Source organism: bacterium (genome assembly GCA_026129405.1).
Lineage (GTDB): Bacteria > Desulfobacterota > Binatia > DP-6 > DP-6 > JAHCID01.
The window spans coordinates 618,563-638,521 of sequence record JAHCID010000001.1 but is presented as its reverse complement, the minus strand read 5'-3'; the positions used below and the strand labels follow the sequence as shown (position 1 = coordinate 638,521).

Below are 19,959 nucleotides of genomic sequence, written 5' to 3'. Positions count from 1 at the left end.
GCTAGCAGCCCAGCACGCGCCCCAGGCGCTCGACGCCGCGGTCGATGTCGCGCTCGCGGATGCCCGAGAAGCCGAGCAGGAAGCCGCGCCGCCGCGGGCGCCCGTCGTAGAAGGCCGACAGCGGCGCCGCGACGACCCCCGCCTCGTACGCCGCCTGCGACAGCGCACGGTCGTCGGCGCCGGCCGGCAGCAGCGCCGCGAGCTGCATCCCGGCTTCGGTCGGCTCGACGACGAGACGGTCGCCGAGCCGTCGCCGCGCCGCCCGCACGAGTCGATCCTGGCGCGCGGCGTACAGCGTCCGCATGCGGCGGATGTGGGCGGCGAGCTGGCCGCCGGCGACGAACTCGGCCAGCGCCGCCTGGAGCGGCACCGGCACCGAGTGGCCGGTGTGCCGGATCGCGTTCTCGAACGCCGGCACCAGCTCCGGCGGCACCACCAGCCAGCCGGCGCGCAGCGCCGGAAACATCGTCTTGCTGAAGGTGCCGACGAAGACCACGCGCGTCGGGTCGAGCCCCTGCAGGGCGGCGAGTGGACGCCCCGAGAAGCGATACTCGCCGTCGTAGTCGTCCTCCAGGATCCACGTGCCGGTGCGCGCCGCGCGCTCCAGCAGCGCCAGGCGACGGGGCAGCGACATCACCATGCCGAGCGGGTACTGGTGCGACGGCGTCAGATAGACGACGCGCGCGTCGGGGCTGCGGCGCGTGCCGGCCTCGGGATCGAGGCCCTCCGCGTCGACCGGGACGGGGACCGGCCGCGCACCGGCGGCGAGCAGCGCGGCGCGGGCCCCGGGATAGCCCGGGTCCTCCATCCAGACCGGATCGCCGGGGTCGACGAGGAGCCGTGCGGCCAGGTCGATGCCCGCCTGCGCGCCCGCGACGACGATCACCTGCGACGGCTCGGCGACGACGCCGCGCGCCGCGCCGACGTAGGTCGCGATCGCCTCGCGCAGCGGCGGGTAGCCCGCCGACGCCCCGTAGCCCATGCCGCTGCGCGGCCGCCGGCGCGCGTGGCGGGCGACCACGCGCGCCCAGGCGTCGAGCGGGAAGGCTTCGGCCGCCGGGCAGCCCGGCATGAACGGCGTGCCGTCGGGGAACGGACCGCCCCGCGGCGTCGTCGCCAGCACCGCGCCGCGCCGCGACAGCGCCGCGGCGCGACCGGCGGGCGCTCGCGCGACCCGTGGACGCGGCGCCTCGAGCAGGCTCTCGGGCGTGAGCGGCGCGACGCGCGTGCCGTCGCCGACGCGCGCCGTGACGTAGCCCTCGGCGAGCAGCTGCGCGAAGGCGCCGACGACGGTGTTGCGCCCGACGCCGACGTCCGCCGCCAGCGTGCGCGACGACGGCAGGCGCGTGCCCGGCCGCAGCCGGCGCGCCAGGATCGCCTCGCGCAGGGCCGCGTAGAGCTGCGTCTGCAGCGACGCGGCCTCGGTCCGCTCGAGCGCCGGCACGCCGAGGATGTTCGCGGCGGTCGCCATGGGCGCCACGGTCGCACGCCAATGGCCCCATGGGAAGAGCCGGATTGGAGCTGGTAATGGGACCAATCGGCTGGGCAGGATCGCCGGCATGGAGACCTTCCCCGTCACCGAGCGCACCCGGGTCCGGCGGCTGCCCAAGCGGGCCACCCACGTCTGCGACGACGTCCGCGCCGTCCTCGACGCCGGCTTCGTCTGCCACCTGGGCTTCGTCGCCGGCGGCCGCCCGATGGTGATCCCGACGACCTACGCCCGCGTCGGCGACACCGTCGTCGTGCACGGCTCGGCGGCCAGCCGCACGCTCGAGGCGGGGGCGGACGGCGTCGACCTCTGCCTCGTCGTCACCCACCTGGACGGCGTCGTGCTGGCGCGCTCGGCCTTCCACCACTCGGTGAACTACCGCTCCGCGGTCGTCTTCGGGCGGGCGCGGGCGGTCACCGACGAGGCCCGCAAGCTGGCGGCGCTGCGCGCCTTCACCGAGCGGGTCGCGCCGGGCCGATGGGACGCGGTGCGCGAGCCGAACGCGCAGGAGATGAAGGCGACGCTGGTCCTCGAGCTGCCGCTCGCGGAGGCGGTGGCGAAGATCCGCAGCGGCGGCCCGATCGACGACGAGGAGGACCTGGCGCTGCCGGTGTGGGCGGGGGTGATTCCCCTCACCACCCGGCCGGAGACACCCATCCCCGCACCCGACTGCGCCGCGGGCACGGTGCCGCCGGAGGCGGTCCTCCCCCGGCTGGTGACTCGGGGGGGTCGGGGCTAGAACCAGCGCATGCGCCGGACGCTCGTCGCCTGCCTGCTCCTCGCCGCCACGGCCGCGCTGGCGACGGAGATCGAGAATCCGCCGCCCGCGGACATGGAGGCGTCGAGCCCGGAGATCGAGCCGGACGTCCCGGCCGACGCCGAGCCGTCCGCGCCCGAGGTCGAGCCCGACGTGCCCGCCGACGCCGAGCCGTCGGCGCCGGAGATCGAGCCCGACGTGCCGGCCGATGCCGAGCCGTCCGACCCCGACATCGAGAACCCGCCGCCCGCCGACGCCGAGCCGTCGATCACGCCGGACAGCGACGGCGACATCGACGATTGAGCACGCGCCGCCGCGCGCTCAACCCTTGCCGAAGGTGCGCGCGAAGAGCGCGTCGATCGCGCGCCGGCCCTCGTCGCGCAGGAAGCGCGTGCCGGTGCCGGTGAAGTGCTTCTCGCGGATCACCGGGTCGATCTCCGGCTCCCACCCGTCGCCCGACCAGCGGAACCAGCCGCGCCGCTCCTGGTCGAAGACGTGGCAGACCTTGTTGAAGAACTTGGCGTACTCGGCGCTGACGCCCGTGCCGCCAACGACCGTATCGTCGGGCTGGATGATGCCGACGAGGAAGATCTCGTGGCCGTTGTTCACCTGATGCCAGATGCTCTGCAGCACCTTGCGGAAGAGGGGCGTGTCCGGAAAGCGGCGATGCATGAGCTTGCTCACGTAGGACAGGCTCACGTCGCCCTTCTTCAGGTCGGCCTCGGAGAGCACGCGCAGCCCGCGCGTGCGCGCGTCGCTGTGGCCCTCGAAGGTGAAGTTCACCTCCTGCACGCCATGGCGCTCGGCCGCTTCGCCGAACGCCGCCTCGGCCCCCTGGGCGGCCCCGCTGAAGAGGATGCAGTCTGCCGGCGTCACGACGGGTCCCTCCAGAGGCGGGTTCTGTAACCGATCACCCCCTGGCGTCAAATGGGGGCCGTCGCGGAGCTACTGGTGGGCTTCGTCCCGGACCCGATCGGCGCCCTCGCGGGCGTTGGCCTTCGTCTGCGCCTCGTTCGCACGCCATGTCCGCTGCGCTGCGGAGGGGCCCTGGGTGAAGAAGTCGCGCGTCGTGCGGCCGAAGGTGAGGGCCCCGTCGCGGACGGCGCGGCCGCCGGTCTTGGCGGACTCCTCCACCACGCCGCCGACCTTGCGGCCGGTGTCGCCGGCGTGGACCGCCGCCACGGGAGCGGCGGCCAGGACGGCCAGGAGTGCGATTATCGTCGTGGGTCTCATACGCTCTCACTCCGAAGCGAGACGCGTGCCAGAGCGAAGGCCCGACGGTCCGCGGGGTTCATCGGGGCGGGTTGTAGATATTTCCCGCTGCCCGCGTCAGCCGACGCCGAGGGCGCGGCGCATGCGCGCCGTCATCTCGGTCGGCGTGTGCGGGATGCGCGGCCCGGGCGGGCCGCCCTCGCCGGGCTCGACGCGCACGTGCAGGAACACCGGCCCTTCGGCCGACGCCAGCTCCGGCGCCAGCGCACGCAGCGCGTCGGGCGTCGCCGGCTGCTCGACGCGGCGGTAGCCCGCAGCGCGTGCGACGGCGGCGAGGTCGACGACGTCGCTGATCGTCGGCTGGCCGCCCGTCGAGGCGTGCCGCCCGTTGTCGACGCACACGTGCAGCAGGCGCTTCGGCGCCCGCGCGGCGATGGTCGCGAGCGTGCCCATGTTCATGAGCACGTTGCCGTCGCCGTCGAGGATCACCACGCGCCGGTCCGGCTGCGCCAGCGCGATGCCGAGGCCGATCGACGACGCCAGCCCCATCGAGCCGATCATGTAGAACGAGCCGTCGGTGTCGCCGGCGCCGAACGCGGCGCGCGACATGTAGCCGTTCGAGCAGACGCGGATCGCGTCGCTCGTGTGCGGCACGAGGATCGCGAGCGCCTCCTGCACCGTCATGCTTCCGCTCCCGGGGATTGTCCGGCGCCCATGTGCGTGGCGGCAGGGCGGGCATGGGCATGGTCTACGCGTCGGTCGGCGGCGCGGTGCCGGGAAGCGACGACTCCACTGCGGTCGCCCGCCACGACGACGCGATCCTCGGTGCGGTGACGCTCGAGAACATGGGCCTCGTGCCGAAGCCGCTCGAGCGCACGATCCGTCCGTTCCGCGGGCTGCCGCTGACATCGCTGCGTCACGCGTGCCCCCCGACGAAGAGGCCCGGCTTCACGAGCAGCGCCACCGGCTTGCACGTCGCGCGCGCCGTCTCGGCCGCCCACGCGACGTCGGCGTCGAGCGTCGCCGGCTCGGGGGTGCGGAACGGGATGGCGAAGAGCGCCAGCAGCCGGTCCATCACCTCGCCCATGACGAGGTGCTCGGGCGCGTCCTTGCCCTCGTAGCCGCGCCAGGTGACGAGCAGCAGCACCGGCGTCTCGTAGGAGAGCTGCAACGAGCCGAGCGCGTTCAGCGACACGCCCAGCCCCGAGTTCTGCATGACGACGACCGGTAGCCTCCCGGCCAGGTAGGCGCCGGCGGCCACCCCGAGCGCGGCGTCCTCGCGCGTCTCGCCGTGGTAGACGCCGCGACGCTCCAGCTCCGCGATCACCGGCCCGACGAGCGAGCACGGCACGCCGGTGAAGAAGTCGAAGCCGACCTGCTGCAGCCGGTCGACGAAGGGACCTGGCGGGGCGACGGCCACGAGCGGCGCTTACGGCGCGACCTCGGCCCAGGCGCGCCGGTAGTCCTCGAAGCTGTCGACCTCCATCCAGCCCTTGTGGATCTCGACGGCGACGACGCGCTGGCCGCGGTCGATCATCGCCTGGAGGACGTGCGTGACGCTGGCGCGCTCGAGCCCCTCGGCACGCTGCGCCCGCAGCTCCGCGTACACCTCGCGCAGCGTGGCCGCGCCGGCGACGGAGAACAGCGCCATGCCGATGAACTCGCCGTGCGCGTCGGCCGGCGTGACCTCCGGGCCGATGCGCAGCACGCGGCTGCCGCCCTCGGGCGCGACGAAGCGGCGGCCGTTCGGCGCCGTCTCGGTGACCACGAGGTCGAGCGGCCCCGGCGGCAGCGGCAGCCCCGCGCGCTGCGCGTCGACGAAGGCGCGGTCGACGACCACGGCCACGTCGGCGTCGGAGCGCACCAGCGTCTCGAGAATGTGCTCCTCGAAGAGGATGTCGCCGTAGAGCAGCACGAAGGCGCGGTCGAGCTGCGCCTCGGCGCAGAAGAGCGACGCCAGCTCGCCGGTCTCGGCGTAGCGGTCGTTGTCGACGAAGCGCACACCCGGCGCCTGCACCTGCTCCTTCTTGTAGCCGCGCACCACGGTGACGTCGCGCAGCCCGAGCTCGGCGAGGGTCTCGACCTGGCGCTCGAGGATCGTCTTGCCCTTCACGTCGAGCATCGTCTTCGGGCGATCCTCGATCAGCGGCAGCATCTGCGGCTCGAAGCCGGCGGCGAGGATGACGGCGCGCGGCGGCTCCTCGCCGGCCCACAGGAAGCGGCGCTCGTTCGCCTTCAGCTCCGGCACGCCCACCAGGCGATAGACCTCGTCGAGCGGCACGATGCGGCTGCCCGCGCCCGCGGGTCGCCCCGCCTCGCGCATGGCGACGAGGACGTCGCGCATCGCCGGGATGGCGGCGCGCAGGGCCTGGTTGGCGAAGATCGCGAGCTTGAAGCCTGCCGCCTCGAGCTCCGGCGGCGTCACCTCGGGATACGTCGTCGGCACGGCGACCAGCGGCACCGAGAGGTCCCAGCGGTCGGCGAAGCGGCGCAGCTCGGCGAAGTCCTTCTCCTTCGAGTGGACGAGGACCGCGTCGGCGCCGGCGCGGGCGTAGGCGCGCGCGCGCGCGAGGGCCTCGTCGATGCCGAGGCCGACGATGAGCGCCTCGGTGCGCGCGATGACGACGAAGTCGCGACGCCGGCGTGCGGCGCAGGCGGCTTCGATCTTCCTCGCATGCTCGCCGGCGGCGACGAGGTCGCGCGAGACGCCGGCATAGAAGGAGCAGCGCTTCGGGAACTCGTTGTCCTCGATGCACATGCCCGCGGCGCCCGCCCGCTCGAACTCGGCCGCGGTGCGCATCACGTTGATGGCGTTGCCGTAGCCGTTGTCGCAGTCGGCGACGACGGGGATCGTCACCGCGTCGCAGATGCGGCGGACCGCGTCGAGCGTCTCGGTGAGCGTGAGGATGTTGGCGTCGGGCACGGCCTGCACGGCCGAGATGCCGAAGCCGCTGGCCCAGATGGCGTCGAACCCGGCCTCCTCGGCGAGCTTCGCCGAGAGGGCGTCGTGCGCGCCGGCCGCGAGCAACACGCCGGGTTGCCCGAGCAGCGACAGTAGAGCTCCTCGCATGGGGAAGGCAGGGCTGTATCGGAGGGCGGAGGGCCGGGCAAGTCGGGCGGACCCGACGGCTAGCGCGTGGGACCGCCCGGGCGATCGTGCTTCGGGTGGGTCGAGAAGCGCCGCATCAGCATGCGTCCGAGGCCCGGGAGGAGGCGCGTCGCGAGCCAGAAGGAGCGCACGTCGCGGCCGATCGGCCAGTGCACCTGCTTGCCGTGGACGGCGTCCCACACCACCGCGGCGACGTCCTCCGCCGTGATCCACTTGCTGAGGTTCTTGTTCACGGCGGGCGTGAACGCCTGCTCGGTGACCATGCCCGTGCGCACGATCGGCGGCATCACGTCGCAGACGGCGATGCCCTTCTTCGCCAGCTCCAGCGACAGCGCCTCGGTCAGCGCGCGCACCGCGAACTTCGACGCCGAGTACACCGCCTCCTCGGGGACGCCGTGGATGGCCGCCGACGACGACATGGTCACGATGCGCGCCCCCGGGGTCTTCTCGAGCAGGGGCAGGGCGGCGCGGATGCCGTGCAGCACGCCCATCAGGTTCACCTCGATCGTCAGGCGGTCGTCGGCCGCCGTCTGCTCGGCGAACGGCCCGCAGCGGAGCACGCCGGCACAGTTGAAGAGGACGTCCATGCGCCCGCCGGTGAAGCCGCCGAAGTAGGCGACGGCGGCGATCACGTCGTCGCGATCGGTGATGTCGAGCGGGCGCATGCAGCAGACCGCGTCGCCGAGCGACGTCGCGACGCGGTCGAGCCCCGAGGCGTCGCGGTCGAACAGCCCGAGACGCCAGCCGCGCTGCGCGAACAGCGCGGCGGTCGCGCGTCCGATGCCGGCGGCGGCCCCGGTGATGAAGATGCAGGGCGAGGTGGCGACAGCCATCGGATCGAGCGCGCTATCGCACGCCCGCACCGGTTTCAAATCCGCGCGCGAAAGGCCGCGGCGACGCGGAAAACGCCGTCGCGCCGGGCGATTCCCAAAAGTGGCGAGCCTTGCGCCTGGGCAATGCGTCATCTACAAGCAACACTTACCGCTCGGTCAGGACGCCTTGCGCTCCGCAACGTCGGAGAGAGCACGGGACTGCGCGCGCTCACACCGACTCCACGGAGGAACCGGATGCGAACCCTCTTCCTCAACCCCCCCTCGTACGACGATTTCGACGGCGGCGCGGGGGCCCGCTACCAGGCGAAGCGGGAGGTCTGGTCGTTCTGGTACCCAACCTGGTTGTCCTACCCGGCCGGCATGCTGCCCGGCTCGCGGCTGCTCGACGCGCCGCCGCTGCACATGCCCGCCGACGAGGTCGTGCGCATCGCGAAGGACTTCGACCACGTCGTCCTGCACACGAGCACCCCGTCGTTCCGCGCCGACGTGCGCACCGCCCAGGCGATCAAGGCCGCCAAGCCGGACACGACGATCGGCTTCGTCGGCGGCCACGTGACGGCGCGCCCCGAGGAGTCGCTCAAGTACGCGAGCGTCATCGACTACATCGCGCGCAAGGAGTTCGACCTCGCGGTGGTGGCGGTGGCCGAAGGCCGCAGGTTCGCCGACGTCAAGGGCATCAGCTACCTCGAGAACGGCGTCTACCAGCACAACGAGGAGCCGCCGCCGCTGACGACGACCGAGCTCGACGCGCTGCCGTTCTCGACCGACGTCTACGCGCGCGACCTCGACTACAAGAAGTACAACAGCCCGTACTGCCAGTACCCGTACGTGTCGCTGTATACCGGCCGCGGCTGCCCGGCGCGCTGCTCGTTCTGCCTGTGGCCGCAGGTCACCACCGGCCACAGCTACCGCACCCGCAGCGTCGAGAACGTGCTCGAGGAATGCTCGCACCTCCGGCGGCTCTTCCCCGAGATGAAGGAGCTGTTCTTCGACGACGACACCTTCACCGCCGACCCGAAGCGCGCCGTCGCGATCGCCGCGGGTCTCGGCAAGCTCGGCCTCACCTGGTCGACCAACTCGCGCGCCAACGTCGACCGCGAGACGCTGAAGGCGTTGAAGGACGGCGGGCTGCGCCTGTTCGTCGTCGGCTACGAGTCGGGCAACGAGCAGATCCTGAAGAACATCAGGAAGGGCGTCAGCGTCGAGCGCGCGCGCCGCTTCACGCAGGACTGCCACGACATCGGCATCCTCATCCACGGCACCTTCATCATGGGGCTGCCGGGCGAAACCAGGCAGACCATCGAGCAGACGATCCGCTTCGCGCAGGAGATGCAGCCCGAGACGCTGCAGGTGTCGCTCGCGTCGCCGTACCCGGGCACCGCGATGTACGACTGGGTGCGCGAGCACAAGTACCTCACCGTCGACAGCCTGGTCGACGAGACCGGCTACCAGAAGTGCACGGTGAGCTACCCCGAGGTCTCCGCCGACGAGATCTTCAAGGCCGTCGAGACCTTCTACCGCCGCTACTACTTCAGCCGCCGCTACATCTGGAAGTCGATCAAGAAGATGGCGAGCGATCCCGAAGAGGCGAAGCGCCTCCTCTCCGAGGGCAAGCAGTTCCTCGGCTCGATGTGGAAGCGCCGGCAGATCGCGGGAGGCGCACAGGCGACGGCCTGATGACCGTCCTCGTCGCCGTCGTCCTCGGCTGCTGCGCGATCGCGAGCGCCTACCAGCTGTTCCAGCTGGTGGCCGCGCACCGCTTCTTCCGGCGCGCGCGGCGGGCCGATCGCCGGCGGCCCGCGTTCCGGCCGCCGGTCACGGTCCTGAAGCCGCTGAAGGGCCCCGGCCTCGACCTCTACGCCAACCTCGCCAGCTTCTGCCGGCAGGACTATCCCGACTTCCAGATCGTCTGCGGCATCGACGGCCCGGACGATCCCGCCGTCGCCGTCGTCGAGCGCCTCCAGCGCGAATTCCCCGACGTCGACCTCGTGCTGTCGATCGGCCACGAGGCCGGCACCAACCGCAAGATCGCCAACCTCGTCCACATGACGCGGCACGCGAAGCACGACGTGCTGGTCCTCTCCGACGCCGACATCCGGGTGCGCCCCGACTACCTGCGCTCGATGGTCGCACCGCTCGTCGATCCGCAGGTCGGCCTCACCACCTGCCTCTACCGCGGCCGCGGCTACCACGGCCTGCCGTCGGTCATCGAGTCGCTCCTCATCAACACCGACTCGATCCCGATGTTCGTCACCGCCGAGTGGGTGCAGGGCCTCAAGAACGCGTACGGCGCGTCGATCGCGTTCCGCCGCGAGGCGCTCGACGCCGTCGGCGGCTTCCCCGCCCTCGCCGACTACCTCGCCGACGACTACCTCCTCGGCGCCTGGATCGCGCGCGCCGGGTGGAAGCTCGTGCTGCTCCCCTACGTCGTCGAGACCGTGCTCGACTCGACCACCATCGGCGACGTCTGGCGCCACCAGGTGCGCTGGGCGCGCACCTACCGCGCGCAGCAGGCGCTCGGCTGGTTCTGCTCGGTGATCACCCACGCCGTCAGCTGGGGCGTGCTCGCGGTCGTCGTGACCGGCGGGTCGCGCGCCGGCTGGACCGCGCTCGGCGGTGCGATCGCGTGCCGGCTGATCGGCCTGCACGGCATCATGCGCCTGCTGCGCGAGCGCGAGACGCCGCGCCAGCTCTGGATGGTGCCGCTGAAGGACCTCGGCTACACGGCGATCTGGCTCGTGTCGTGGCTCGGCCGCGACGTCGTATGGAGCGGCCAGACGCTGCGCGTGCGGCCCGACGGCAGCATGATCGCCGTGACGCCGGACATGCCGTCGCCGCTGGCCCCGCAGATCGAGACCGAGCCGGCGCAGCGCGCCGCCGCGAACTGAGCCGCGGCCGCCGGCCCCCGGCCGGTGTCGCCTAGGCCGCGTGGTGCAGCGGCGGCGCCGACGCCGACTGCGGCAGGGTCACGCGGAACGTCGAGCCCGCGCCCGGCGTGCTGTCGACCTCGACGCGGCCGCCCATCTGCTCGACGAAGCGCCGCACGATGTAGAGCCCGAGACCGGTGCCGCCGAAGCGGCGCGAGTCGGACTGGTCGGCCTGGCGGAACATCTCGAAGATCGTCTCGCGCTGCTCGGGCGCGATGCCGATGCCGGTGTCGGCCACCTCGATCACCAGCGCCGGCCCGTCGAGACGCGCCGCCACCGCAACCCGCCCCCGGGGGGTGAACTTGAGCGCGTTGCCGACGAGGTTGCGCAGCACGATGGAGAGCTTGCGCGGGTCGGTCGTGAGCGACACCGGCGGCACCTCGGGGCTCCACTCGAGCGCGACGGTAGGCCCGTGCGGCAGGCCGGCGCAGCTCTGCCCGAGCTCGCTCCAGAGCGCCGGCAGGCGCACGGTCTCGAGCCGCGCCTCGTCGCGTCCGGCTTCGATGCGGCCGATCTCGAGCGTGCTCTCGACGAGGTCGAGCAGCTCGCGCCCGGCGCCGTCGATGCGGGCGACGCAGGCGTCGCGCTCCTCACGCGGCAGCTCGGCGTCGCGCGCCATCTCGCAGAAGCCGAGGATGACGTTCAGCGGCGTGCGCAGCTCGTGCGACATCGTCGACACGAACTCCGACTTGAGGCGGCTCGCCGATTGGAGGTCGGCGATGAGCCGCGCGTTCGCGAGCGCGATGCCGGTGGCGTGCGCGATGCCGAGCGCCAGGCGCCGCTGCCGCGGCGAGAACGGCCCGCGCCGCTCGCGGTAGCCGACGCACAGGAGGCCGATCGTGACCTCGCCCCGGCGGATGGGCGCGACCAGCTTCGACGACACCTCCCAGCGCGCGAGCGACTCGGGCGCGAGATAGGGCTGCGCGTCGCGGTCTGCGATCTCGACGAGGATGCCGCGCCGAACCGCGTCGATCAGGCCGTGCATCGTGTCCGGCGTGAACTCGGTGCCGCCCAGGTCCCGCGCGACCTCGAGCCGCAGGCCGACGCAGCCGCGCAGGCGGAAGGCGTTGGTGCGCTCGTCCCACTCGAACGCGCTGCCCCAATCGCAGCCGAGGGCATCGACCGCCATCCACGTCACGCGCTCGAGCAGATCGGGCTGGTTGAGATGGGCGTTGAGCGTCTCGCCGACGTGCAGCAGCGCCGCGGCGGTCTCCGCCTCCTCCTCGGCCTGACGCTTCGACGCGCGCCGTGCGGCGTCGGCGCGCTTCTGCTCGGTGATGTCGCGCAGCGTCGCGGTGAACGTCGGGGGGCCGTCGCGATGGACGCGCGAGACGGTGAGCTCGATCGGGACCTCCTGCCCGTCGGCACCGAGCGCCGTCGTCTCGAGCCGGCGGCCCAGGATCGTGCTCGTGCCGCCGGCGAGATGGCGCGCCAGGCCTTCGCGGTGCGCGGCGCGGGCCACCGGCGGCAGCAGCAGGTCGGCGAGGTCGCGTCCGAGCACGTCGGCGCGCCGGCGCCCGAACAGCCGCTCCGCGGCCGGATTGAACTCCGTCAGCCGCCCGCGATGGTCCATGCCGACGATGGCGTCGAGGGCGGCCTCGAGGATCGCCGTGTTGGTCGCGGAGGTGCGCGCGAGCAGCGCGGTGCGGACGTGGAGGTTGCGCCGGTAGCGGTCGAGGTACCAGGCACCCCATACGGAGACGATCGTCGCAGCCAGCATCGCGAGCAACGAGAAGCTCGCGGTCTCGACCAACCCGCCGCGGAGCAGGTGGAGCACGAGACCGGCGAGCAGGGTCGTCGACACCACGAGCTGCGTGCGCCACGGCCAGGGCAGCAGCACGAAGAGGCCCATCGTCAGGCAGACCTGCCCGAGCGCGATGCGTTCGGGCGCGAGCGCGATGGCGCCGCCGTACCACTGCATGAGGAGCCCGAGGGTGACGCCCAGCGCGGCCGCCGGCACGGCCGGCGGCAGCGCCTTCACCCGGGCCGCCGCGATCGCCAGCGCGCAGGCCGCCAGCTCGATCGCATAGGCGCGCAGTGCGATCTCGAGGCGATCCGGATGGTAGTGCCGCTCGAGCACCACCGAGATGCCGACGAGCAGGAGAAAGAGCGCCGCGGTGATGTCGATGCCGCGACGCAGGGCGCGGTCGATCTCGCCGCGGTAGCCGGCGCCCAGATCGCCGTCGAGGTCGTTGGGCTCCGGAGCGGTCTCGCGATTCGCGTCTGCCATGCGCACCGCCCCCCGGCCCCGAGCGGGTCGGGGGACCCCGGAAGGATCGGCAGGCAGGGCCGCAGGCTTGAGGCGGGTAGGAAGATCCTGCCGGCGCCGGCGGGGCTCAGTACGTCAGGTCGAGGCGCACGAGACGCCGGCCGCGTCGCACCACCCACCCGACCCGACGGGGCTCCGTGAAGACCGGGCCCCAGAAGATGCCGTCGAAGCGCGACACGCTGACGCCGTCGATGCCGAGGGCCGGTCGCCCACGCGCCGGCGCCGCCTCCCAGGCGAGGTGCTCGCCCGGGTCGTCGAGGCGGGGGCGCCAGGCCTCGGCCCAGTCGCCGCGCAGCGCCTTGCCGTCGATGAAGAAGTGCCAGGTCGGCGACGGCTCGGGGTCGAGCGTCGCCGCCCAGGCGCCGTGCGAGGCGTCCTCGGCGACGGCGATGCCGTAGACGTTGCGGTACGGACCGTGCCGCACGCCATCGACGACGACGACGACGTCCGGCCGCTGCATCGCGTCCGGCCCGGCGCAGGCGTAGGCGATGTGCCGGCCGTCGGAGGAGAGCGTCGGCGGCGGCTGCGTCTCCCAGTACCGGGAGCAGATCACGTCGTCGACGGGCTTGCCGTCTCGCATCACCCGCCACTGCGGCTTCTCGCCCTCGAGGCGCTCCCAGTACGCGACCACCGGCGCCTTGGCCGCGACCGCGACCGCGATCGACGCGATCCGCGCCGCGTTCGCGAACTCGTCGCCGAAGGCCAGATGGATCGGCCCCGCCGTCTGCCATTCGACGTGCCGCCACACCCCGAGCACGGTGCCGTCGCGGGACAGCGTCCAGCCGTCGCGATCGGGCGCGAGCAGGAGCAGCGTGCCGTCGGCGAGCCAGCGCAGGACGTGCTGCGGCGCCAGCGTGGGACCGACGTTCTTGAACGTCATGCCGGGCGAGACCCTGCCTTCGGGCTTCGCGAACGGCTCGCGCGCGACGCCGTCGACGACGACGGCGATACGCCCGTCGTCGATCTGTGCCAGCCAGGCCACGTGCCGGCCGTCGGGGCTGAACGCGGGCGGCGTGGTGTCGATCCAGCGGCCCATGTCCCTGCCGTCGACCAGGATGACGGTGGGCCGGCGGTGCGGGACGCCGTCGACGACCTCCTCGGCGAGCCCGACCGCGGCGCCCCAGCGCGTGCCGTCGGGGCTCCACACGAGGGTGCCGGGCTGGTTCGCTTCGGTGGGAATCACCTGGCCGTCGATCACCAGGCCCACCTCGGCGGGCGGTTGCGTCGAGTCCGTCGCCCAGTAGCCGAGGCGGTGCGTCTTCGGGGCGAACTGCGGGTTCGTCACCTGCGCGAACCGGCGGCCCGGAGCCCCGCCCGCGACCACCCGGGCTCCGCCGTCGACGTCCTCGACGAAGGCGACCGTGCGCCCGTCGTCGGCCACCGCCACCGTGCCGCGCCGCCACCCGCCGGGGAGCTTCACGAGCGTCTCCTTGCTGGCGTCGAGGTCGAGGCGGTCGCCGCAGCCCCCACACCCGCCGACGAGCAGGAGCGCCAGCAGCAGCGCCGCCCGCCCGCCGCGGCTCGTTCCGACCCCCATCGCGCGGGTCTTCGCACGCGGCGCCCGTCGCCTGCAAAGCGAAACGCCCCCGCTTCTCCCGGCCCGTGCGCGTGCTACGTCCGTGGCTCGGGCCCGCGTCTCGCGGGCCACGAACCCGCCGAGGAGGATACGGCCATGACGATCGGACTGCGTCGTTCCATCATCACAGGGCTCTTCGCGACCACGTTTGCGACCGGATGGGTCTGCGGCACGCTCGGGTCCCGGCCGGCCGAGGCCCAGATGGGCGAGATGGGCGCGGAGATGATGAAGAAGGCCGGCGAGCAGGGCGGCACGCTCGGCACGGCGGCGAAGCTCGGCAGCACCATCTCGGACATGCAGAAGAACGTCACCGAGCTCCAGAAGAGCCTCGAGACGCTCAACGAGGTGAAGGCCGCGCTGGGCGGCTGAACCGGCCGTGCGTTGACCGCCGCCTCGCCCGCATCTACACGCGCGGGGCGAGGCCGGCGGCACCGCGCACGGGCGCGAGACCCCGCCGGCGGAGGAGGCCGCCGTGATGATCCCGCGCCGTATCGTCGAGAGCCTGCGAGTCGAGCCCGGTAAACGTCTACACCTCGCCGATCGCGATCCGGGGTGGGCGCTCACGAAGGAGCTGCGCACGCTCGGCAAGGAGGCGGTGAAGGAGCGCGCCGAGCGCATCCTCGCCGACAACCTGCGGACGCTCACCGCCGCGCAGGCGCTGCTCTGGGCCAGCAACAAGCAGGCCGTCCTCATGATCCTCCAGGGCATGGACGCCGCCGGCAAGGACGGCATCGTGAAGCACGTCATGTCGGGCATGAACCCGCAGGGCTGCGACGTCCACGCCTTCAAGCAGCCGACGCCCGAGGAGATCGACCACGACTTCCTCTGGCGCTGCCAGAAGCGGGTGCCCGAGCGCGGGCGCATCGGCATCTTCAACCGCTCCTGGTACGAGGACGTGCTCGTCCTGCGCGTGCATCCCGAGCGCGTGCCGCACGGCGCGCTCGCCGGAGCCAAGAGTCCCGAGAAGTTCTGGGAGCAGCGCTACGACAGCATCCGCGAGTACGAGCGCCACCTCGCGCGCAACGGCACGACGATCGTCAAGTTCTTCCTGCACATCTCGAAGGACGAGCAGAAGCGCCGCTTCCTCGAGCGCCTCGACGATCCCGACAAGCAGTGGAAGTTCTCCGTCGGGGACATCACCGAGCGCGGGTACTGGGACGACTACCAGCGGGCCTACGAGCTGGCCCTCTCCGCGACCAGCACGAAGCACGCGCCGTGGTACGTCGTGCCCGCCGACCACAAATGGATCGCGCGCGCCGTCGTGGCCGACGTCCTCGCGACGGCGATCGGGGATCTCGATCTCGCGGCGCCGCGGCCCGACAAGGAGCAGAAGAAGCGTCTCGCCGAGGCGAAGCGGTCGCTGCTCGCCGAATGACGCGGGCGGCGGCGCGGCGTCAGGCCGGCGCGGCGCGCGGCGCCGCCGCCAGGGCGGGGTAGGTCGCGAGCGTCACGTCCGCCGCCGCGAGCGCGGCGCGGACGCGCGGGCTCGTCAGCGCCGCGACCTCACCGGCGTGATCGTAGCCGCCCTGGTACGGCGCCATCACCGCCGCCTGCCCGATCGCCGGATGGCAGTAGAGCTCGCTCGTCCCCGGCGGCAGGGTGGCGAGGAGATGGAGCACGTAGGCCTCGTCGATGTGGCCGGTCTGGTGCATGCCGTACACGCGCTCGGTCGAGACGATGCCCGCGGCGCGCAGGCGCGGCGCGGCATACGCCGCGAGGGCGTGGAAGATGAGCCCCTCGCTCGTCTTGCGCAGCCGATGGCGCGGGTCCCAGCGCAGCGCCGCGGCGAGGCTCTCGCGCGAGAGCCGCATGGCCCGGATGCCGTAGGCCGGCGCCAGCTCCAGCAGCAGCGGCAGCACGAGCGGATGGAGGTGCATGTTGAGGTGGCCGTCGACGTGCGCGAGCGGCAGGCCGGTCGCGACGAAGGCGTCGAGCTGCGCGCGCAGCTCCCGCCGCAGCTGGGCGCGGCCCGCGCGCGAGCACCACGCCCAGGCGTAGCGGAAGCCGTTCAGCACCGGGGTGTCCTCGAACGTGCCGCGCGCGTTCACGAGACGGCGGATCGCGGCCGGCGGCGCGGCGGGCCGCCCCTGTGCGAGCACGAGGTGGAGGCCGACGGCGAGCGACGGCGTCGCCCGCGCCTCGGCCACCGCCTGCGCGACCGCGTCGCCGGTCACCATGAGGCTCGTGCTGGTGAGGATGCCCGCGCGGTGGGCGCGCAGGATGCCCGCGTTCACCTCGCGGGCGGCGCCGAAGTCGTCGCCGCTGACGACGAGGCGCCGGGATGCGGCCGCCGGCGACGTCACGCGAGCTGGTCGATGGGCGGCAGCGGCCCGCGCTGCAGGAGGTCGCCCACCGTGATGGAGAGCTCGTCGAGCCGGGCGGCGAGGGCGTCCGGGCCGTCGAGCGTCAGGACGAGGCCCTCCTGCGCGCGGTCGCGCAGCCAGGCCGAGAGGATGGTGCTGGCGTCGACGTCGCCGCGCTCGAGCGGCATGTCCTGGAAGCGGTCGTAGCGCTCGCGTACGACGCGGACCGCCGCGAGCAGGTCCGCCGCCGCCGCGACGCGCGACTCGAGCGCCAGGCGCCCCCCGAGCACGGCATAGAGCTGCGCCGCGCTGCGATCGGCCGTCGGCAGCAGGACGACGAAGTTCTGCCGCCCGACCACCCAGGCGAGCCGCTCGCGCCGGCGCCAGATGTCGTCGAGCGCGTCGAGGTCGCGCTGCGCGCGCGCCGCCGCCTCGAAGCGCTCCGCCGTCGCGGCCGCGTCGCGCTTCGCCGCCAGCGCCGCGCGCGCCTCGTCGTCGCGCCCCTCGAGGAAGGCGAGCGCGGCGTCGACGCTGCGACGGTACGCCTCGCGGCCGATGCGGTCGGCGCACGGCGCCGGACACGTGCCGACCTGGCCGAGGAGGCAGGGGCTCACGTCGGCCGCCGGTGCGAGGCGGTCGCCGCAGGTGCGCAGCCCGAAGACGCGCGCCAGCACCGCCTGCGCACGCTCCGCCGTGGCCCGGCTCGGGAACGGCCCGACGTAGACGGCGCGATCGACGCCGAGCCGCTGGGTCACCGACAGCCTCGGCCAGGCGTGCCGCACCGACAGCTTCAGGAACCCCACGCGCGGCACCTGCTTGCCGGCGCGGTTGTACGGCGGCTTCAGCTCGCGGATCTGCCGCATCTCGAGCAGCGACGCCGCCAGCTCCGAGCCCGTCTCGGTCAGACGGAAGTCGTGCACCTGGCGCAGCAGCTCGAGGGCCCGCGGCCTGTGCCCGCGCGCGTTCGAGAACCAGCTGCCGAGTCGGTCGCGCAGGCGACGGGCCTTGCCGACGTAGAGGAGGCGGCCGTCGTGGGCGAGCAGGTGATAGACGCCCGGACGCGCCGGCACGTCGTGCAGCTTCTCGCGCGGCACGTGGACGACGAACGGGCGGCCGTCGCTCGCCGCGCGCTCGAGGTCGAGCAGCTGATCGAGGTGCGCCACGCCGAGCGCCGCGGCACGCTCGAGGAGGACGCAGAGGATCTCGGCGGCGATGCGGGCGTCGCCGAGCCCGCGGTGGCGGTCGTGGCAGGCGAGGCCGAGGTGGCTCGCGACCGCATCGAGCGAGCGGCGGCGCAGGTCGGGCAGGAGACGCCGGGCCAGCCGTTGCGTGCAGACGGCCGGCCGCGCCAGCGGGCGGCCGAGCTGGGCGCGATGGGCCGCGTCGAGATGGCCCATGTCGAAGGCGGCGTTGTGCGCGACGATGACGGCGTCGCCGGCGAACTCGAGGAACGCCGGCAGCACGGCGTGGAGCCGCGGGGCGTCGGCGACCATCGCGTCGGTGATGCCGGTCAGCGCCACCACGAAGGGCGGGATCGGCCGCCCGGGATTGACCAGCGTCTGGAACGAGTCGCCGAGGCGTCCGTTCGCGACCCGCACCGCGCCGATCTCGGTGATGCAGCCGGAGCCCGGCGCGCCGCCGGTGGTCTCGAGGTCGACGACGACGAACGCGGTCGCGGCGAGCGGACGCGCGAGATCGTCGTGCAGGCGGGCGCGCCAGCGCCGGTCGTCCGCCGAGAAGCGGAAGCGCGGGTCCTGGCCGAGGAGCGCGGCGATGAAGCGGCCGCCGAACTCCGGATCGCGACCGCCGCCGCTGAACACCAGGGCGAACAGCTCGTCGACGCTGGCGCCGCTCGGGCGCTCGAGGAGATAGTCGTACAGCCGTTGGCGCATGCCCCGTCACCGCCCGTGCCGGCCGCCGCCGATCGCCGCCATCCGCGCCTCTGGTAGCGTCGCCCGCCGGCGCGTTCAAGTTGACCCGTTCGGGGGTGGACGGGGACGACGATGTACGGTACGCGTTCCGCGGTTATGGACAGCGACGGCCAAAGCCGTCCCACAACAGCGTAGCACCCTGGCGCGGTCGCGGGCCTCCGTCCCGCCTCGGGGTGCCATGGAGGACCCCCGCGCCATGTCGGCCGCCGCCGAGGAACGCCCTCTCGAGCTCGGGCTCACCGCGGCGGAGCTGCGCGAGGCGTGGCCGATCCTGTCGACCGAGGAGCGGCTCGAGGGTCTCTCGCTGCTGCGCCACGCCGAGGCCGAAGCGCTCTTCGTCGGCATGCCGACGGGCGACCAGGCCGCGCTCGTACTGGCCGCGCCGACCGAGCTGCGGCGCTCCTACGTGCGCATGCTCCGCCCCGACGACGCGGCGGACCTGCTCCAGGAGGCGCCGCTCGAGGACCGGGCCGGGCTGCTCGCGCTGCTCGACGAGCCCAGCCGCCGCGAGGTGGCCGCGCTCCTCGCCTACGCGGAGGACGACGCGGGTGGCCTCATGAGCCCCCGTTACGCGCGGCTGCGGCCCGAGATGAGCATCGACGAGGCCATCAGCTACCTGCGCCGGCAGACGCGCGAGCACATCGAGAGCGTCTACTATCTGTACGTCCTCGACGCCGATCAGCATCTCCTCGGCGTGGTCTCGTTCCGCGACCTGCTCTCCTCGGCGTCCGACAAGCGCGTGCGCGACATCATGCGCACCGACGTCGTCACCGCGCCGGAGGACATGGACCAGGAGGCGCTGAGCCGCCTCTTCCAGCAGCACGACTTCCTCGCCGTGCCCGTCGTCGACGCCGAGAATCGGATCAAGGGCATCGTCACGGTCGACGACATCGTCGACGTCGTCCAGGAGGAAGCCACCGAGGACATCCAGAAGCTGGGCGGCATGACGGCCCTCGATCGTCCCTACCTCGACACCGGCTTCTGGACGATGCTGCGCAAGCGGGCGGGCTGGCTCTCGGTCCTCTTCCTCGGCGAGCTGCTGACGGCCAGCGCCATGGGCTACTTCGAGCACGAGATCGCCAAGGCCGTCGTCCTCGCCCTGTTCGTCCCCCTCATCATCTCGAGCGGCGGCAACTCGGGATCCCAGGCGTCGACGCTGGTCGTGCGCGCCCTCGCCCTGGGCGAGCTGACGCTGCGCGACTGGTGGCGGGTGATCCGGCGCGAGCTCGCGGCGGGGCTCGTGCTCGGCTGCATCCTGGCCGCCGTCGGCTTCACCCGCATCGTCCTCTGGCAGGGTGCCTTCCAGATGTACGGCGACCACTACCTCCTCATCGCCTCGACGGTCGGGGCGAGCCTGGTCGGGGTGGTGCTGCTCGGGACCCTCGTCGGTGCGACGCTGCCGCTCTTCTTCGAACGCCTGGGGTTCGACCCGGCCAGCGCCTCGGCACCGTTCGTGGCCACGTTCGTGGACGTCGCCGGCCTGGTGATCTATTTCACCGTGGCGAGCCTGGTTCTCTCAGGCACTTTGCTGTGACCCGGACAACCGAGAGCGG

The 19,959-nt window shown here is 73.1% G+C and carries 18 protein-coding genes; 7 read left to right on the top strand and 11 right to left on the bottom strand.

Annotation, left to right across the window (positions count from 1 at the left end; all coding sequences use genetic code 11):
• Position 1: 1 nt before the first annotated feature.
• A complete protein-coding gene (locus KIT14_02930; GenBank protein ID MCW5889485.1) occupies positions 2-1,471 on the bottom strand; it encodes a PLP-dependent aminotransferase family protein in 1,470 nt (489 codons plus the stop codon).
• Between the two features lie 88 nt (positions 1,472-1,559).
• Between KIT14_02930 and KIT14_02925 the strand changes: the two genes are divergently transcribed.
• Positions 1,560-2,228, top strand: a complete 669-nt coding sequence (locus KIT14_02925) for a pyridoxamine 5'-phosphate oxidase family protein (protein MCW5889484.1) — start codon at positions 1,560-1,562, stop codon at positions 2,226-2,228.
• A gap of 9 nt (positions 2,229-2,237) precedes the next feature.
• On the top strand, positions 2,238-2,549 hold the full coding sequence (locus KIT14_02920) for a hypothetical protein (GenBank protein MCW5889483.1): 312 nt from the start codon (positions 2,238-2,240) through the stop codon (positions 2,547-2,549).
• 18 nt (positions 2,550-2,567) lie between these two features.
• On the opposite strand, the gene KIT14_02915 is transcribed toward KIT14_02920, so the two are convergent.
• The 6 genes from KIT14_02915 to KIT14_02890 all read right to left on the bottom strand — a co-directional run bounded on the left by KIT14_02915 (position 2,568) and on the right by KIT14_02890 (position 7,400).
• Complete coding sequence (locus tag KIT14_02915) at positions 2,568-3,137, bottom strand: hypothetical protein (protein ID MCW5889482.1); 570 nt, start codon at positions 3,135-3,137, stop codon at positions 2,568-2,570.
• Between the two features lie 54 nt (positions 3,138-3,191).
• The gene (locus tag KIT14_02910) at positions 3,192-3,479 is read right to left on the bottom strand and encodes a hypothetical protein (GenBank protein ID MCW5889481.1); all 288 of its coding nucleotides are present in this window, start codon (positions 3,477-3,479) and stop codon (positions 3,192-3,194) included.
• A 96-nt stretch (positions 3,480-3,575) separates the two neighbouring features.
• Positions 3,576-4,367 (bottom strand): sulfopyruvate decarboxylase subunit beta, encoded by a 792-nt coding sequence (locus KIT14_02905; GenBank protein ID MCW5889480.1) that lies wholly within the window; start codon positions 4,365-4,367, stop codon positions 3,576-3,578.
• 7 nt (positions 4,368-4,374) lie between these two features.
• Complete coding sequence (locus KIT14_02900; protein MCW5889479.1) at positions 4,375-4,878, bottom strand: sulfopyruvate decarboxylase subunit alpha; 504 nt, start codon at positions 4,876-4,878, stop codon at positions 4,375-4,377.
• A gap of 9 nt (positions 4,879-4,887) precedes the next feature.
• Complete coding sequence (locus tag KIT14_02895) at positions 4,888-6,528, bottom strand: isocitrate lyase/phosphoenolpyruvate mutase family protein (GenBank protein ID MCW5889478.1); 1,641 nt, start codon at positions 6,526-6,528, stop codon at positions 4,888-4,890.
• Between the two features lie 59 nt (positions 6,529-6,587).
• Positions 6,588-7,400, bottom strand: a complete 813-nt coding sequence (locus KIT14_02890; GenBank protein ID MCW5889477.1) for an SDR family oxidoreductase — start codon at positions 7,398-7,400, stop codon at positions 6,588-6,590.
• Between the two features lie 234 nt (positions 7,401-7,634).
• Between KIT14_02890 and hpnJ the strand changes: the two genes are divergently transcribed.
• Positions 7,635-9,077 carry a hopanoid biosynthesis associated radical SAM protein HpnJ gene (gene hpnJ, locus KIT14_02885; GenBank protein ID MCW5889476.1) on the top strand — a complete coding sequence of 481 codons (1,443 nt, stop codon included), beginning with the start codon at positions 7,635-7,637 and terminating at the stop codon, positions 9,075-9,077.
• Positions 9,077-10,288: a bacteriohopanetetrol glucosamine biosynthesis glycosyltransferase HpnI gene (hpnI, locus tag KIT14_02880; protein MCW5889475.1), complete on the top strand. Its 1,212-nt coding sequence runs from the start codon at positions 9,077-9,079 to the stop codon at positions 10,286-10,288. The genes hpnJ and hpnI overlap by 1 nt, the downstream gene beginning before the upstream one ends.
• Positions 10,289-10,319: 31 nt before the next feature.
• On the opposite strand, the gene KIT14_02875 is transcribed toward hpnI, so the two are convergent.
• Entirely contained in the window at positions 10,320-12,557 is a 2,238-nt protein-coding gene (locus KIT14_02875; protein MCW5889474.1) for a PAS domain S-box protein, read from the bottom strand.
• Between the two features lie 106 nt (positions 12,558-12,663).
• Positions 12,664-14,133, bottom strand: a complete 1,470-nt coding sequence (locus tag KIT14_02870; GenBank protein ID MCW5889473.1) for a hypothetical protein — start codon at positions 14,131-14,133, stop codon at positions 12,664-12,666.
• 135 nt (positions 14,134-14,268) lie between these two features.
• On the opposite strand from KIT14_02870, the gene KIT14_02865 reads away from it, so the two are divergent.
• Together KIT14_02865 and KIT14_02860 are read left to right on the top strand one after the other, a co-directional pair.
• A complete protein-coding gene (locus KIT14_02865) occupies positions 14,269-14,541 on the top strand; it encodes a hypothetical protein (GenBank protein MCW5889472.1) in 273 nt (90 codons plus the stop codon).
• Between the two features lie 106 nt (positions 14,542-14,647).
• Entirely contained in the window at positions 14,648-15,547 is a 900-nt protein-coding gene (locus KIT14_02860) for a polyphosphate kinase 2 family protein (GenBank protein MCW5889471.1), read from the top strand.
• A gap of 19 nt (positions 15,548-15,566) precedes the next feature.
• Here KIT14_02860 and hpnK read toward each other — a convergent pair whose 3' ends face one another.
• Positions 15,567-16,475: a hopanoid biosynthesis-associated protein HpnK gene (gene hpnK / locus KIT14_02855; protein ID MCW5889470.1), complete on the bottom strand. Its 909-nt coding sequence runs from the start codon at positions 16,473-16,475 to the stop codon at positions 15,567-15,569.
• Positions 16,472-18,367, bottom strand: coding sequence for an endonuclease (locus KIT14_02850; protein ID MCW5889469.1), 1,896 nt, complete (start codon positions 18,365-18,367; stop codon positions 16,472-16,474). Before KIT14_02850 ends, hpnK begins: the two co-directional genes overlap by 4 nt.
• A 235-nt stretch (positions 18,368-18,602) precedes the next feature.
• Here KIT14_02850 and mgtE point away from each other — a divergent pair, with 235 nt between their 5' ends.
• On the top strand, positions 18,603-19,940 hold the full coding sequence (gene mgtE, locus KIT14_02845; GenBank protein MCW5889468.1) for a magnesium transporter: 1,338 nt from the start codon (positions 18,603-18,605) through the stop codon (positions 19,938-19,940).
• Positions 19,941-19,959 lie beyond the last annotated feature (19 nt).